General features: G+C 71.6%; 14 protein-coding genes and 2 pseudogenes. 5 read left to right on the forward strand and 11 right to left on the reverse strand.

The annotated features are described in order from the left end of the window. From ABT381_RS07280 to ABT381_RS07295, 4 genes and pseudogenes are all read right to left on the reverse strand, one after another. Positions 1 to 237 (reverse strand): annotated as a pseudogene (locus ABT381_RS07280) (hypothetical protein); the annotation flags it as partial. Positions 238 to 357: 120 nt separating this feature from the next. Beyond that, entirely contained in the window at positions 358 to 807 is a 450-nt protein-coding gene (locus ABT381_RS07285) for an RNA polymerase sigma factor (protein ID WP_351589048.1), read from the reverse strand. 325 nt (positions 808 to 1,132) lie between these two features. After that, a complete protein-coding gene (locus ABT381_RS07290) occupies positions 1,133 to 2,908 on the reverse strand; it encodes an NAD(P)/FAD-dependent oxidoreductase (protein ID WP_351589050.1) in 1,776 nt (591 codons plus the stop codon). Positions 2,909 to 2,954: 46 nt separating this feature from the next. Further along, on the reverse strand, positions 2,955 to 3,554 hold the full coding sequence (locus tag ABT381_RS07295) for an HD domain-containing protein (RefSeq protein WP_351589053.1): 600 nt from the start codon (positions 3,552 to 3,554) through the stop codon (positions 2,955 to 2,957). 206 nt (positions 3,555 to 3,760) lie between these two features. Between ABT381_RS07295 and ABT381_RS07300 the strand changes: the two genes are divergently transcribed. Together ABT381_RS07300 and ABT381_RS07305 are read left to right on the forward strand one after the other, a co-directional pair. Next, the gene (locus ABT381_RS07300) at positions 3,761 to 4,345 is read left to right on the forward strand and encodes an SRPBCC family protein (RefSeq protein ID WP_351589056.1); all 585 of its coding nucleotides are present in this window, start codon (positions 3,761 to 3,763) and stop codon (positions 4,343 to 4,345) included. After that, positions 4,342 to 5,217, forward strand: a complete 876-nt coding sequence (locus ABT381_RS07305) for an alpha/beta fold hydrolase (protein ID WP_351589059.1) — start codon at positions 4,342 to 4,344, stop codon at positions 5,215 to 5,217. The genes ABT381_RS07300 and ABT381_RS07305 overlap by 4 nt, the downstream gene beginning before the upstream one ends. A gap of 15 nt (positions 5,218 to 5,232) precedes the next feature. On the opposite strand, the gene ABT381_RS07310 is transcribed toward ABT381_RS07305, so the two are convergent. Next, a complete protein-coding gene (locus tag ABT381_RS07310) occupies positions 5,233 to 5,922 on the reverse strand; it encodes a FadR/GntR family transcriptional regulator (protein WP_351589062.1) in 690 nt (229 codons plus the stop codon). A gap of 271 nt (positions 5,923 to 6,193) precedes the next feature. Here ABT381_RS07310 and leuA point away from each other — a divergent pair, with 271 nt between their 5' ends. Next, complete coding sequence (gene leuA, locus ABT381_RS07315; protein WP_351589065.1) at positions 6,194 to 8,041, forward strand: 2-isopropylmalate synthase; 1,848 nt, start codon at positions 6,194 to 6,196, stop codon at positions 8,039 to 8,041. Further along, a pseudogene (locus ABT381_RS07320) lies at positions 8,038 to 9,171 on the forward strand (MFS transporter); the annotation flags it as partial. The gene leuA and the pseudogene ABT381_RS07320, both read left to right, overlap by 4 nt. Positions 9,172 to 9,219: 48 nt before the next feature. Here ABT381_RS07320 and ABT381_RS07325 read toward each other — a convergent pair. Next, on the reverse strand, positions 9,220 to 10,191 hold the full coding sequence (locus ABT381_RS07325) for an EamA family transporter (RefSeq protein ID WP_467754415.1): 972 nt from the start codon (positions 10,189 to 10,191) through the stop codon (positions 9,220 to 9,222). Positions 10,192 to 10,259: 68 nt separating this feature from the next. Here ABT381_RS07325 and ABT381_RS07330 point away from each other — a divergent pair, with 68 nt between their 5' ends. After that, entirely contained in the window at positions 10,260 to 11,117 is an 858-nt protein-coding gene (locus ABT381_RS07330; RefSeq protein ID WP_351589068.1) for a LysR family transcriptional regulator, read from the forward strand. 24 nt (positions 11,118 to 11,141) lie between these two features. Here the strand turns inward: ABT381_RS07330 and ABT381_RS07335 are convergent, their stop codons facing one another. The 5 genes from ABT381_RS07335 to ABT381_RS07355 form a co-directional block, all read right to left on the reverse strand. Then, a complete protein-coding gene (locus tag ABT381_RS07335) occupies positions 11,142 to 12,194 on the reverse strand; it encodes a class I SAM-dependent methyltransferase (RefSeq protein ID WP_351589252.1) in 1,053 nt (350 codons plus the stop codon). A gap of 92 nt (positions 12,195 to 12,286) precedes the next feature. Continuing rightward, positions 12,287 to 13,360, reverse strand: coding sequence for an NAD(P)/FAD-dependent oxidoreductase (locus ABT381_RS07340; RefSeq protein WP_351589254.1), 1,074 nt, complete (start codon positions 13,358 to 13,360; stop codon positions 12,287 to 12,289). 2 nt (positions 13,361 to 13,362) lie between these two features. Then, complete coding sequence (locus ABT381_RS07345; protein WP_351589071.1) at positions 13,363 to 13,929, reverse strand: isoprenylcysteine carboxyl methyltransferase family protein; 567 nt, start codon at positions 13,927 to 13,929, stop codon at positions 13,363 to 13,365. Beyond that, complete coding sequence (locus ABT381_RS07350; protein ID WP_351589074.1) at positions 13,901 to 15,136, reverse strand: beta-ketoacyl-[acyl-carrier-protein] synthase family protein; 1,236 nt, start codon at positions 15,134 to 15,136, stop codon at positions 13,901 to 13,903. Before ABT381_RS07350 ends, ABT381_RS07345 begins: the two co-directional genes overlap by 29 nt. Further along, the gene (locus tag ABT381_RS07355; protein WP_351589076.1) at positions 15,123 to 15,431 is read right to left on the reverse strand and encodes an acyl carrier protein; all 309 of its coding nucleotides are present in this window, start codon (positions 15,429 to 15,431) and stop codon (positions 15,123 to 15,125) included. Before ABT381_RS07355 ends, ABT381_RS07350 begins: the two co-directional genes overlap by 14 nt. Positions 15,432 to 15,470: the final 39 nt, after the last annotated feature.

A 15,470-nucleotide genomic window follows, 5' to 3' on the forward strand; every position in this document is an offset into this window, starting at 1 on the left:
ATCCGCCACCGCACCCAGGGGGCCGGCCGCGCCCGCGAGCGCGGCGGCCGGGTTGACGGCGCCGGAGAGGGCGCCCAGCGCGTTCCCGGGCAGCCCGGCCAGGGTCTGTACGGGGTTGTCGGAGTCGGACTTCTTTCCCGGCCGGTTGAGGATGTCGTCGAACGCCTGCTTGCCGCTGTCGGCCATATCGCCCGCCAGGTCCTTGAAGATGTCCTGCATGTTCTTGTTGCTCGACATGAGCGGAGTTCCTTTCGTTCGTGATGCCGCGTGATCGTGCACGGCGCTGCGCCACCGTGCACACAGGGATTTCTGTCCGGAGCGGGATTTCGGTCCGGAGCGCAGGGTTATCGCGAAAAGTCATGTCGCCCGGCCTTCCAGGGCCTTCGCGCAGGCCGTTCGAAGCCGCGCGCGCCCTCTGGTGAAAGCGCCTTCCGCAGCCTTGATGGAGATGTTGTGCCGCCGGGCGAATTCCGCCGTGGAGATACCGGCGGCGCGCGCGAGTATTACCTCCTGCTCCCGGCCGCGCAGCTGGCGGACCTGCGCCAGCAGCCATCTGCCGAAGTCCTCGTCACAGACGTCCTCCTCGGTCGTCCAGGGCTCGTCCAGGATGGCCGCACGCTGCAGCAGGCGCCTGCGGCGCTCCACGTCCCGGTAGAAGTCGATGCAGAGGCGGAGCGCGACGGATGTCAGAAAGGGGCCCAGCCGATTTCTGTCCAATGCGGAGTGGGCCGCCGCGCGCGCCATGGTCTCTTGTACGCAGTCCTCGGCGTCCTGGGCACTCGGCAGTCTTCGGCGAACCAATCGCATAAGACGGTCCCGATGCTGCAAAAGCTCTTCCCAGGAGCACGCGGAGAGTGATTGGCCAGCGGTATTTTGCGCCATGGGAATCGTGGCCCATTACCTCTCGGTCAAACAGGGGAAACCACGGTCGAATTTCCTTTTCTCGGCCGTATGGATTTCCTACCCGAGGCGCCGGGGCGACAAACCGGAACTTCTCTCTTCCGCATGAGCAGGAATGATTTTTCATTCACCGTCCGATTTTCTGACACTCATGCGGGCGCCACCTGGGGCGACCTGGAGCGGTACTGTCAGCTTGGCATATGAACTCCCTTCCGGTATTCGCAGGAAATGGTCAGTTGCGCGGCTCGGGCGCCGAGCGCGGAGCCGGCCGCCGCGTCCAGTCGCGGTTCCAGTTGAACCACATGTCCCGTACGGTCTGGTGCACTTGGGAGGTGCTGCGCAGCAATTCGGTGGTGTAGCTCTGCACCGCCTCCTTGCCCACGAGCCGTGCGCCGCCGGTGAAGTACTTGCCCCGTACGTGCCGCGGCGAGCGGAATTTGCCCCACAGCAGGATTTTCATCAGGGGCCAGAGAGTGAACACGCCGGCCGGGCAGCGGTCTTCGGGGTCGAGGGTGCCCCACACGGCGGGGCACAGCCCGCTTTCCCGCAGCAGTTCATAAATGCGCGCAATGGCCTCGTCCTTCGTCAGCTCGCCCGCGCGGTACGCCAGTACGGCGTCGCGCGAGTGCTGGAAGAGCTGCTCGACCCATGGATTGTCGACGCCCTGGAGCCCCCGGTAGGGCGCCTTCTCCAGCGCGTCGAAGACCCCCTGATCGTGGGTCTTCTCGAAGGCCACGGCGGTCTGGTTCTGGGCGTTCGTGCCGTAGAGCGTGGTGATGGTCCAGACGCGGTTCCAGGCGTTCCACAGCTCGAAGTCGTCGAAGGACACGTAGCTGCAGGACACCAGATCGTCGTAGAAGCGGAACATCCGCTTGGTCCACTCCTGGAGATACGCGAACCGGGCGGTGTCGAAGTCGTCCTGCCGCACCGCCTCGATGAGCCGGTGCCCCAGTGCGTTGAGCGCCATCACCGTGACCGCGAGCCCGCTGGAGAAGAGCGGGTCGATGAAATCGCTGGCGTGCGGCAGCAGGCACCAGCGGTCGCCGACCACCTCCTGCGAGGAGAATTGCGTACGGTCGGTGGAGACGTACGGCCGCACGGCACGGGCGTGCTCGAACTGCCGTGCCACGCTCGGGAATCGCCGGACGTGCCGCCAGAATTCCTCCTCCGCCGACAGGCCGTCGGGCCGCGGATACCGGTCCAGATCGAGATTGATGCCGACACTGCACAGCTCGCTCGTGCTCGACGCGTGGTTGTCGAAGGGGATGACCCAGATCCAGCCGCCCTCGAAGAGGTGGTGGAGCGTGCCCTCGCTGAACGGACTGGGCATCTCGTGCTGTTCACGCGCGGGCGCCACGATGTCAAAAGGACGCACGTTCACCATGTGCGTGAAGATCGTGCGCGACTGGGTGCGGTACGGCGGCTCCTGCCGCAGCCCGAGGCGTTCGGGGAGAACGGCCCGCATGCCGCCGGCGTCGACCACGTACGACGCCTGGAAGTCGCCCCTTTCCCGGGTGACGATGGTGGCGCCGCCGTCGTCGAACTTCACGTCGTCGACGACGGTGTGGGTGTAGGCGGTCGCGCCGTAGGAAACGGCGACGTGGAACATGTAGGCGTCCACGTCCTGCCGGAAGTAGTGCGAGTCGGGCCCGAGCGGCGGCCCCCATGTCGGGTATTGCGTGCATTCCTTGGGCCGGGTGGGCTCGCCTTCGCGGTGGTAGACGAAGCTGAAATTGCGCTTGACGCCACAGTTCGACGAAACGTGGTGCCGCAGCGCTCCATTGGTCGCCAGATGTTCGATCTCCGGGACGTCATAGCGGCGCGCCAGGACGCGCAGCCCGAATGTGGTCTCCGGCACCGTGGACTCGCCGATGGCGAACCGCGGGTGGCCGCTTCCTTCCAGCAGCAGTACGCGTACGCCGTGGCGGGCGAGGATCGCCGCCAGCATCGTCCCGCCGATGCCGCCCCCCACAATGCCGACATCAAACACACGCTGGTCTTCCTGCATCTTCACGGTCCTTTCGGGACGGGGAAACGAGTGGTACGTCCGGCATTCAGCGGGCAGCGCCCGAAGGGGCCGGCAGCACCCGGCGCAGCCCGCAGGTGGCCACCCGGGCGGAGAAGGAGACGGCGAACCAGGGGGTCGGCGCCAGTTCGGCCAGTCGCCGCCGTTCGCCCGGCAGCCGGCGGCAGCCCCGCCCGGTGACGTCCAGCCAGGCCCCGAAGTGCAGCAACAGCGCCTCGGGGCCGGCGTCCCGAGCGGGGAACGGCCGCATGTGCCGGCGCACCGCGCCGGTCAGGGCCCGGCGCCGCGCGTCCGCCACCTCGTGCTCGGCGAGGAAGCGGTCGAGCAGCGCCGCCGAACGGGCCGGGAATCCACCGCGCACCCGCGGCGCACTCCCGGTCAGCCCGGCGTCGTGGAACGCCGCGGCGGCGAGCAGCCCCACGCGGTCGTACCCGGTCCCCCGGGCCGACGCGTACGCGTCGGCCAGCAGGAACGTCCGCAACGAGTGCAGCGCGAGGCGGGGCGGCAGGAGCCGGTGCAGTTCCCTCAGCGCCTCGTCCACGAGGGGCTGCTCGCGCAGCTTCGCCAGGGCCGGCTGTGCGAGCAGCGGGCGCCACGCGTCCGGAAAGACCTCCTGCGGAACCCCCATTGCCCCTGTCCCCCTCGCCTGTCCACCGCGCCGGTCGCCGGTCTCATCTCTCCTTACGCTCCGGGTTCCGGCGACCCTGTCGGCACGCCAAGGCGTATCCCCAATAGGTGTGAACGTGACGGGGCTCCGCTTTTCCCGCGCCGTAATCCCCCGTAAAAGACTCCACCGGCGGACCTCACCGTGCGGGACGGCCGAAGGGAGAACCCGTGATCGCCGTGCTGAATGTCCACGAACGCTCGCTCCCCGCTCCGCCGGAGGCCGTCGGCGCTCTGCTCGACTCCCTCGGCAGCGAGAACGACCGGCTCTGGCCGCCGGATTGGCCTCCCGTACGTTTCGCCGGCCCGCTGGCCGTCGGAGTACGGGGCGGTCACGGCCCTGTCCGGTACGTGGTGAGCCATTACGTGCCGGGCCGATGGGTGCGTTTCGCCTTCACCGGGCCTAAGGACTTTCACGGCTTCCACGAATTCAGCGTCGAGCCGCACGGCCGGGGCCGCACGGTCCTGCGCAACACCCTGGTCCTCCGTCCCCGCGGAATCCGCTGGCTCGGCTGGCCGCTGTTCTTCCGGCCCCTGCACGACGCGGCGTTCGAGCACTGCCTGGACTGCGCCGAGCGTGCACTCACCGGCCGGGTGGCCCGCCCGGTCAGGTGGAGTCCGTACGTACGACTGCTGCGTGCCGCGGCCGCGCGATATGCGACGACACCGGCACCGGCACCGGCACCGGCACCGGCACCGGCACCGACATCACGGAAATCCGCAGGCTCCTTCCTGCGGGAAAGGAATTCGCCATGATTTTCCCGGATCCGAATCGGAAAATCCCCGGGCTCAACACGGACGACGTCACAACGGACCTCACCGAGGCCCCGCACCGCGTGAGCGGACTCGCGCAGGCCGCCGAGGGGCAGCTCATCGCCACCGTCGACGTAAAAGCGGGTGAGGACGACTGGGACCTCCCGCTGACCGAGGAACACCCCCGCCCGGTGGTGCTCGTACACGGCACCTTCGGCAACCGCGGCTACACCTGGACGAAGGCCGCCCCGCTGCTGCGGCAGAACGGCTACCGGATCTTCCGCCCGGATTACGGCCAGCACCTCAACCCGGTGCTCTTCGGGCTCGGCGACATCAAGGAATCCGCCAAACAGCTCGGGAAATTCGTCGACGAGGTTCTGCAGCGCACCGGCGCACAACAGGTGGACATGGTCGGCTTCTCGCAGGGCGGCATGATGCCGCGCTACTACCTGAGCGCACTCGGTGGCGCGCCCAAGGTGCACAACTTCGTCGGGCTCTCCCCCAGCAACCACGGCATCACGGCCCAGGGCCTGATGAATCTCGCCCGCCAGATCCCGGGCGCGAAGGAACTGGTCGAGCAGGGCGCCGTCCAAGTGACCGTGCCCGCCTGGCCGCAGCTCCAGAAGGACCACCCGTTCCAGCGGGAGCTCGCCGACCTGGGCGAGACCGCGGAGGGCGTGCGCTACACGGTCATCGCCACCAAGTACGACGACGTGGTCACCCCGTACACCTCCTGTGCGCTCGCGGAGACCGAGGGCCACTACGTCAAGAACATCGTCCTGCAGGACATCGCCCCGGACGACCACACCCCGCACGCGAGCATGCCGTACAACGCCACGGTGCTGAACGAAGTACTCAAGGCGCTGGCGTCCTGACGCTTCGTGCAGCGCTTACAGGCGGTGGAGGCGCGCGAGGGTCTGTTCCAGCTCGGCCTGGAGGGTGCGTGCCGCGGCGTCGCCGTCGCCGCGCTCGACGGCCCGCACCAGCGCGGCGTGTGACTCGTCCCCGTGGTTCGGCTCGTCCGTCCGCAGGCCGACCATGTCCAGCAGGTCGATCAGCCCGTTGCGCAGCGCGGGGACGAATTCGGCGAACAGGTCGCTGAGTACGGGATTGTGTGCGCCGGCGACGACTGCGGCGTGCAGCGCGATGTCCGCGTCGACGAAGGCCGCGTCCGCACCGGCGGCAGCGGCACGACGGGCCTCCAGCGCCGTCCGCAGGGCGGCGAGGTCCGCTTCCGTACGGCGCTCCGCCGCCAGGCGCGCGGCCTGCACCTCGACGAGCATGCGGACCTCGTAGACATCGGTCACCGCGGCGCGGCGCAGCCGGGTCGGCCAGTCCTCGTCCGGCTCCGTGGCGATGACGAAGACGCCGGCCCCCTGCCGCGCCTCCAGCAGGCCGGCCCCGGCCAGCGCGCGCAACGCCTCGCGCACGGTGGAGCGGCCCACGCCGAGGGTCTTGGCCAGGGCGGTTTCGGCGGGGAGCTTCGTGCCGACCGGCCACTGCCCTTCGGTGATCTGGACGCGCAGGTGCTGGGTGGCCTGTTCGACCAGGGGACTGCGGCGGAGGGCACCGAGCGGCATACCCGCCATCACCTCTCAGGTTGTCCGACAAGAGTTCCCGGACAGCTTACTCGGCCGGTCGTCGCAGGCTCCTGACCACACTCGGGACCCACTTCCTCGCCACACCTCAGGTTGTCTGAGGAGTTGTTTGCGGCTACGGTACCCGGCATGTCGCTGCGCGAGCTTCTTCTTCTCGGCCGCCGCTGCGGGGCCTGATCCGACCGGCACCCCGCAGCGGGGTTCCGGGCTGCGCCGGTCATCACCGATGGCCGAGGGAAAGAAGTACCGCCACATGGCTCCCAGCGAGACCCGCGATCCCCGCCCGATCCGCGAGACCACGAAGTTCCCCACGCTGCGCACCCCGTCCGGTGCTGTCCCGGCGGATGCGCCGGCGTGGAATCCCCAGCGGCCGAGCGCGATGCCGCATCGCCGGTATCAGCCCGTGCACGACCGGGTCGCGCTGCCCCTCACGGACCGCACCTGGCCGTCCCGCCGCGTCGAGCGGGCCCCACTGTGGGTGCCCGTCGACCTGCGCGACGGCAACCAGGCGCTGGCCGAGCCGATGGACACCGCGCGCAAGCGCCGGATGTTCGACCTGCTGGTCGCCATGGGGTTCAAGGAGATCGAGGTCGGCTACCCCTCCGCGAGCCGGACCGACTTCGACTTCGTACGCCACCTGGCCACCAGTGGTGCCGTGCCCGAGGACGTGACCGTCGCCGTCTTCACGGCGGCCCGCCACGACCTCATCGACCGGACCATCGCCTCGATCGAAGGTCTGCCGCGCACCGTCGTGCACCTCTACACGGCCACCGCGCCCACGTGGCGCGACGTGGTACTGGGACGGTCCCGCGCCGAGGTGCACGCGCTGATCCGGGACGCCGCCACCTATCTGATGCGGCGCACCGAAGAACAGCCGGGCGCCGACATCCGGTTCGAGTTCTCCCCCGAGGTCTTCAACCTCACCGAGCCGGACTTCGTCCTGGAGGTCTGCAACGGCCTGACCGAGCTGTGGGACGCGTGCCCCGACCGGCCGGTGATCCACAATCTGCCGGCGACGGTGGAGGTGGCGACTCCCAACGTGTACGCGGACCAGATCGAGTACATGGACCGTCATCTGGCGCGGCGCGGGTCGGTGATCCTGTCCGTGCACCCGCACAACGACCGCGGTACCGGTGTCGCCTGCGCCGAACTCGCCGTGCTGGCGGGGGCGCAGCGGGTGGAGGGCTGCCTGTTCGGCAACGGCGAGCGGACCGGCAACGTCGACCTCGTCACCCTGGCCATGAACCTGTATGCGCAGGGCGTGAATCCGATGGTCGACTTCTCCGACATCGACGCCGTGCGCGAGACGGTGGAGCACTGCACCCGGCTGCCGGTACACCCGCGCCACCCCTACGGCGGCGACCTGGTGCACACCGCCTTCTCCGGTACGCACCAGGACGCCATCGCCAAGGGCCTCGCCCAGCACGCCAAGCAGGCGGCCGAGCGGGGCGTGCCCGCGGAAGAGGTCGCGTGGGCGGTGCCGTATCTGCCCATCGACCCGGGTGACATCGGCCGTACGTACGAGGAGGTCATCCGCATCAACTCCCAGTCCGGCAAGGGCGGCGTGGCCCACCTGCTGCACACCCACCACGGTCTGGAGCTGCCCACGACGATGCGCCCGGATTTCTCCCGGACGGTGCAGCGGACCACGGACGCGGGCGGTCAGGAGCTGTCGCACAAGGACCTGTGGGACCTCTTCCACGCGACGTACATCGCGCCGGGCCGGGGCGGTCATGGCGGCCAGGGCGGCCCGGTCGAGCTGATCTCCTGGAGCGCGACCGAAGCCGGTCCCGGTGAGCACCACTTCTCCTGTGCGCTCCGCATCGACGACGAGGAACGGCACTGCCGGGGCGCCGGGAACGGTCCGCTGTCGGCCTTCGCCGACGCCCTCCGCACGGCCGGGCGCACGGTCGACATCATCCAGTACGCCGAACACGCCACCACGACGGGTCCGGGCAGCCACGCCATCGCCTACGCCGAGTGCCGCGTCAACGGCGTCACCCGCTGGGGCGCCGGCTGGGACACCTCCCTGCTGACCGCATCGGTGCAGGCCGTCATGGCCGCCGTCAACCGCGCCGAGTGCTCGGATGGCGCCCGATGAAGAAGGGACAACTCGGCTTCCTGGCCGGTACGCACCTGGTCAACGACCTCTACCAGGGCGCGATCCCCGCGATGCTGCCCTTCCTGATGTCGCAGCGGCACTACAGCTACGCGGCGGTCTCCGGCCTGGCGTTCGCGGCGAGCGGCATCTCCAGCCTGTTCCAGCCGCTGTTCGGCGTGGTCTCCGACCGCAGGCCGCGGCCGTGGCTGGTGCCGGCCGGCTTCGGCACGGCGGCGCTGGGCGTGGCCGCGGCAGGGCTGTCCGGGAGCTACCTGCTCACCTGGTTGTGTGTGGCGCTGGCAGGGATCGGCATCGCGGCCTACCACCCGCCCGCGACCAGTCAGGCCCGGGCCGCCGGCGGATCGTCGCAGCGGGCCATGAGCGTCTTCTCGGTCGGCGGGACGATCGGCGGCGCCCTCGCGCCGGCGCTGGTCACCCTCGTCATCGGCTCGGCGGGCTTCTCCGGGAGCTTCCTGCTGGCGGTCCCCGCCCTGGTCATGGCCGTACTGTGGGCCCTCAAGGGCCCCTGGACACGGTGGCGGGGGCACGCCGCTGCGGCCCCGCAGGCGATCGGCGCGACGGCGGTGCCGGGGACGGGCGAGGACCGGCGGACGGACGACTGGCGCTCCTTCACCCGCCTGGTGGCCGTCATCGTCGGCTGGTCCATCCCGTACGTCACGGTCACGTCGATGGTGTCGCTGCACGCCCAGCGGGACCTGCACCAGTCGGCGGCGGCGGGGGCCGCCGTGCTCACCGCATACACCGCGGCCGGCGCGGTCGGCACGCTGCTGGGCGGCTGGGTGGGTGACCGGTACGGCCGCAGGTCCTCGCTGCGGGCCGGCTACCTCGTGGCGCTCCCCGCCCTGGCGGGCATCGCCTGGGCACCGACGTTCCCCGTACTCGTGCTGAGTACCGCGGTGTTCGGCGTGGCGATGTTCCTGCCGTTCGCCGCGCACGTCACGCTCGCCCAGGACTACCTGCCGCACCGCCCCGGCACGGCCAGCGGGCTGACCCTGGGGCTGGCGATGGCGGCGGGCGGCCTCTGCTCCCCCGCGTTCGGCCGGCTCGCCGACACGAGCGGACTGCCGACCGTATTCCATGTACTGCTCGCGGTGTTCGTCGTGCCCGTCGTCATGGCCTTCCGGCTTCCCGACCGCACCTCACGGGAAGGCCTCACCTCACGGGAGCGCGGGCTGCTCCCCGGCGCGTCCCGTACGGCGTCGGCTCCGCGTGAAGAGGGCGCACGTATTGGCGGCGACGATGGCGGCGATGCCGGCCGCCTCCGTCCAGCCCAGGTGCTGGTCGAGGAGGAGCAGGCCGACCACCGCGGCCAGTACGGGATTGACGCTCATGAAGAGGCCGAAGAGCTGGGCCGGTACGCGGCGGAGGGTGACGAGGTCCGCGAGGTACGGCACGGCTGAGGAGAGGACACCGGCGACCACGGCGTAGCCCATCGCTCCCGTGGTCGGCGGATGCCGTACGGCGATGACGATCCCGACCGGCAGGAACATCAGCGCTGAGAGTCCGGCCGCGGCCGCCGATCCCTGCGCACCGGGGATGCGGCGGCCGACCGTACGGTTGAGCAGGATGTACGACGCCCAGCAGGCGGCGGCCAGCAGTCCGAGGCCCATTCCGAGGTAGTCGGCGGACGGGCGCGGGCGCATCAGCACGACGACGCCCGCCACGGCGACCAGCGCGCAGCACGCGTCCACGCGGCGCCGCGAGGCGGCCAGGGCGATGGTCACCGGCCCGAGGAACTCCAGGGTCACCGCCAGCCCCAGGCCGATGCGGTCGATGGCGCTGTACAGAGACAGGTTCATCGTGCCGAACACCACCGCCAGCAGCAGGACCGGCCACCACTGCCGCCAGGTGAAGGCGCGCAGCCGGGGCCGGCCGACGGCCAGCAGGACGAGCGCGGCGACGTACTGGCGTACCGCGACGACGCCGATCGGGCCCAGCACGGGGAAGGCGAGCGAGCCGACCGCGGCACCGACCTGGTTGGACAGGCCGCTGGCGGCCATGGTGACCACTCCGGCCAGGCGCCCACCGCCGGCGCCCGGACCGGAGGCAGCGGAGCCCGCGGGGTCGGCGGGATCGGAGTGGTGCGCGGCGGCGGCAGATGCGGCAGTGCGTGCGGAGGCTGCGTGCATGCGCCGATCGTGCGGGGGCCCGCCGATTCCACATAATGCATGAGGGTCCCTATCTATACGCTGGGCGTATGGACAAGACGGAGCTGCGGCAGCTGCGCTGTCTCGTCGCGATCGTCGACGAGGGCAGCTTCACCGACGCCGCCATCGCGCTCGGCGTCTCGCAGGCGGCCGTGTCCCGCACACTGGCCTCGCTGGAACGCGGATTGGGGGTGCGGCTGCTGCGGCGTACCTCGCGTGAGGTGACGCCCACGGCGACGGGGCTGCGCGTCGTCTCCCACGCGCGGCGGGTGCTCGCCGAGATGGACGCGCTGGTCCGGGAGGCCACGTCGGGCCACACCCATCTGCGCATCGGCTACGCCTGGTCGGCGCTCGGCCGCCACACGCTGGCCTTTCAGCGCCGCTGGGGCGAGGCGCGCCCCGAGACGGAGCTGCAGCTCGTCCGCGTCAACTCCGCCACCGCCGGGCTGGCGGAAGGCGCCTGCGAACTCGCCGTACTGCGCAGGCCGTTGGACGACCGCCGCTTCGACTCGGCCATCGTCGGCCTCGAACGCCGCCTGTGCGCCATGGCCGCCGACGACGCCATGGCCAGGCGCCGGTCGGTCCGGCTCGCCGACATAGGCCGACGTACGCTGCTCCTCGACCGGCGGACCGGCACCACGACGACGGAGCTGTGGCCGCCGGACGCCCGACTGTCGACGGAGGACACGCACGACGTCGACGACTGGCTCACCGCGATCTCCACCGGCCGCTGCGTGGGCATGACGGCGGAGGCCACCGCCCACCAGTATCCCCGTCCCGGCGTCGTCTACCGGCCGGTGCGCGACGCCGAGCCGATCGCCGTACGCCTCGCCTGGTGGCGGGACGACCCGCACCCCACCACCCCGGCGGTGGTCGAACTGCTCACCTCGCTCTACCGCGCGCAGTGACCCGCGACCGGTGGAGAGCTGCCGTCAGGTGGCGGTGGCCGCGTAGAGGGACTGCGCCGGGATGCGGCGCAGCGGGGTCCGCCGCGGCGGGGTGAAGCCGGCGTCGCGCAGCCACTCGGTGAGCTGTCCGGGGCTGTACAGGGACGCGCCCGAGGTGAGGTGGAAGAGCAGGCCCAGGCAGCTCGCCGCGGCGTCGGGGCGGTGCGGCCGGCTGTGCGGCCGGCCGGAGTCGCTGAAGAGGTCGAGGACGGCGATGACGCCGCCCGGCCGCAGCGCCGCGTGGATCCGGCGGAACAGAGCGGTGATCTCGTCCGGCTGGAGATGGTGGATGAGGTTCAGGCAGAGCGCCACGTCGTAGTCGGAGCCGAAGTCGGCGCTGCGGGCGTCGCCTTCCCGGTGCTCGACCAGGTGGCCGTAGCCCGCCGTGCGGATGATGTCCCTGCCGACGGCCGCGCTGCCCGGGAGATCGACCACGGTGGCACGCAGCCCGGGGTGCCGGCGGCACAGCTGCGCCGCGAACCAGCCGTGCCCGCCGCCGACATCCAGTACCCGGCGGGCGCCGTCGGGCACGGGGAGCGCCGCCGCCAGCTCCGGTGCGCTGAACCGCGCCAGCTCGTACTGGCCCATGATGTACTCGCGCCAGTACGGGTCGTCCGCCGCCGCGGTGTGATGGTCGACGACGGTGCCGCCGCGGGCCACGTCCGGCAGGCTCGCCCACCAGCGCCAGTAGTCCTGGTGGCCGGCGACGAAATGGGCGACGGACCTGGGCGACGCCGACAGGAGCCAGCGGCGGGCCCGTCCGGTCGGTACGTAGCGGCCCCGGCGCCTGCGCAGGTAGCCGAGCGCCTGGATGCCGTCCAGCAGCAGCCGGGTGGAGTCGGCACGCAAGGAGAGCCGGGACGCCAGCTCTTCGGCCGTGGCGGGCCGTCGGGCGAGTTCTTCGAACAGGCCCAGCCGTACGCCGGCGATGAGCGCGCCCGACAGCGCCATGCCGGCCAGCGACTCGAAGGCGGGCACGGGGGCGAGGCGCGTGCGCAGCGCGACGCGTTCCCGCAACGTCTCGCCACGGACGACCATGCGCACGGGCGAACCTCCCTCTCATCGGGCCGGTTGGCCAACTCTCATCGGGCCATTCGTTTCGACCCTCATCAGGCCAGTCGTTTCGGCCCTCATCGGGCCAGTTGATCGACGGTCCGCCGGAAGACGCCGGGCGCGGCGGCGCAGCAGGGCAGCAACAGGCCGCGCACGGGGGCGGTGGCGGTCGCCACGACCAGTCCCCGGGTGAGCAGCCGGTACTGCCGGGTGAGTCGGCGCCAGCGCTGCTCGTAGCCGCCGGGCGCCCCTGCCAGCAGGGCGTCGACGGCGGCCCGCGCCTGGGCGACGGCCAGGCTGACACCCTCGCCGGTCAGCGCGTCCTCGTAGCCCGCGGCATCGCCGACCAACAGGACCCGTCCCTGCACGCGCCGTTGCGGACGCTGCCGCAGCGGTCCCGCACCGCGTACCGCAGAAGCCGCCGGGGCTCCGGCGAGCCGCTCGGCCAGCTGCGGGAAGCCTCGCAGCAGCGCCGTGTAGGTGTCGGGGGCCTCCGGTCCGTACGCGGGCGGTGTCCTCCCCCGCCGGTACAGCACGGCGACGCCGACCTCGTCCGGCCCGACGGGCGTCACGTACGCCTCCGCGTGCCGCCCCCAGGTCACCTCGACGGCGTCGGTCCACGGGGCGAGCCGCCAGTGCCGGCGCAGTCCGAAGCGCGCGGGTGCGCCGCGCCGGACGGGGATGCCCAGGTGGCGCCGGACGGGCGAGTGCAGGCCGTCGGCCGCGATCAGCCACCGCGCCCGCACGCCCGCGGCCGTGACGCCGGAGGCGTCCTGCGCGACATGGGTGACGCGGGCGGTGCTCCACTGCGCACCGGCCTCCTTGGCGGCCCGCGCCAACGCGGTGTGCAATTCGGTGCGCCGTACTCCCAGACCGGGCCCCGCGCTGAAGGACGCCCGGACGCGCCGGCCGGCGAGGTCGGCGTACTCGATACCGGTGAATGCCATGCCGACGGGGCGTACTCCCAGCTCCGCGAGCCCGCGCACGCCGCCCGGCATGATTCCCTCGCCGCACGCCTTGTCCACCGGGGCGGTGCGCGGCTCACACACGAGTACGGAGAACCCGGCGCGCGCCGCGTACACAGCGCTGGCCAGACCCGCCGGTCCGCCCCCGGCGACCAGTACATCCGTGTCGTATCCGGTACCGGGCACGCTCACGAGGCCGGTTCCAGCGCCGCGTTCTCCACCCGCAGCCGGACGGCCAGCACGACGGCGTTGGCGACCGTGAACAGCAGCGCGGTGAGCCAGGCCGTGTGCACGAGCGGCAGCGCGATCCCCTCCAGCGTCACCACGAGGTAGTTGGGGTGCCGCAGCCGGCGGTACGGGCCACGCGCCACCAGCGGCAGCCCGGGCACGACGATCACCCGGGTGTTCCAGCGCGGGCCGAGGGAGCGCACGCACCACCAGCGCACCACCTGCGTGGCCACCACGACGCCGAGCGCCGGCCAGCCGACCGCCGGGACGAACGGGCGGTGGGCGAAGGCGACCTCCGCCCACATGCCGATCAGCAGTCCGGTGTGCACGGCGACCATCGCCGGATAGTGCCCGCTGCCGTACTCGACGCCGCCCCGCTCCCGTGCCCAGCGGGTGTGACGTACCGACACCAGCAGCTCCGCCAGCCGTTCTAGGGCAATAGCCAGCAGCAGCACGGTGAACCAGACCGGCACGGACGGGAACGCCGCGAGGCCCGTGTCAGGCCGTGGTGAAGACCAGAACGGCATTCTGCCCTCCAAAGCCGAAGGATGAGGTCAGCGCGGCGTCCATCGGCACCGGGCGGGGACGCCCCGCCACCACGTCCAGGTCCAGATCCGGATCGCGACGGAGGTGGTTCCCGGTCGGCGGCACCGTCTGCTCCTGCAAAGCCAGCACCGTGGCCGCCGCTTCGATCGCTCCGGAGGCCCCCAGGACGTGGCCGGTGACGCTCTTGGTCGCGGTGACGGGCGGCGGCTCGCCGAAGACCCGCCGCAGTACCGCCGTCTCGACGGCGTCCCCCACCACGGTCGCCGTGCCGTGCGCGTTCACGTGGTGGACGTCGCCCGGAGCGCAGCCGGCGTCGGCGAGCGCGCTGCGTACCGCCTGTTCGGCTCCGCGCCCCTCCGGATGCGGGGCCGTCGCGTGGTGGGCGTCCGCGGACGCGCCGTAGCCGCGCAGCAGGGCCCGGACCGGGGCGCATCGCGCACGGGCGTGCGCACCGGACTCCAGTACCAGGACGGCGGCGCCCTCGCCGAGTACGAACCCGTCGCGCGCGGCGTCGAACGGCCTGCAGGACGGCTCGCCGCGGCCGGGCCCGTCCGTACCGCCTCGCGAGAGCACCCCCAGCTGCCCGAAGCCCGCGACGGCCATGGGCGCCAGGCCCGACTCGGTCCCGCCGGTGAGTACCACGTCGCAGGTTCCCGAGCGCACCAGATCGCGCGCGACGCCGATCGCGGTCGCTCCCGAGGCGCAGGCGCTGCTGGTGACGAAGTTGGGCCCGCGGCAGCCGAGGTGGATCGCCACCTCTCCGGCGGCCATGTTGGGGACGCTGCGGGGCAGGGCGTACGGGGAGATCTTCGTGGGCCGGCCCGCCGCCAGGCGGCCGAACTCGGGTGCGTAGCGCTCCAGGCTGTTGCTGCCCACACCGAGGACCACGCCCACCCTCTCGGGCGCCCATCCGCCCGGGTCGAGCTTGGCGTCCAGTACCGCCTGCTGTGCCGCGGACAGGCCGAGTTGGGTGAAGCGGTCCAGCCGCCTGCTCAGCCGGCCGCCCAGCTCCCGTTCGGGGTCGAAGCCGTCGGCGCGGCAGGAGAAGGTGTGCCGGAGGGCGGCGAGCGCGGGGTCGGGCCGTGCCGTCGACCGTCCGGCGCACAGCGTCCGCCAGAACTCTCCGGCGCCCGTTCCCGCGGCGGTCACCAGCCCCAGACCGGTTACCGCGACGTCATCCGCGCGCATGGGGAACACCTGCGTCGGCCCCGCCCGGGCCGTCGGCGGCCGTCACGCTGAGCGTTTCGAGGACGCGGGCCGCCTCGGCGAGTGTCGTGTCGCGGTCCACCCCGGGCAGGTCGGACGGCAGGTCGAGGCCGGTGTCGTTCTCGATCGCCACGATCAGCTCGACCAGGGCGAGCGAATCGATGTCCAGTTCCCGGAAGGTCCGCTCGGGCAGCAGCTCCTCGGGCGGCAGCGCGGTCAGTTCGGCGATGTGGGCCACCAGGCGTTCTTGCAGATCCGGACCTGATACGGACGACATGGACAACTCCTCTGCATGATGTGCGTGATGTATGCAATG

Origin of the sequence: Streptomyces sp. NPDC000151 (assembly GCF_040301705.1) — a bacterium.
GTDB lineage: Bacteria > Actinomycetota > Actinomycetes > Streptomycetales > Streptomycetaceae > Streptomyces.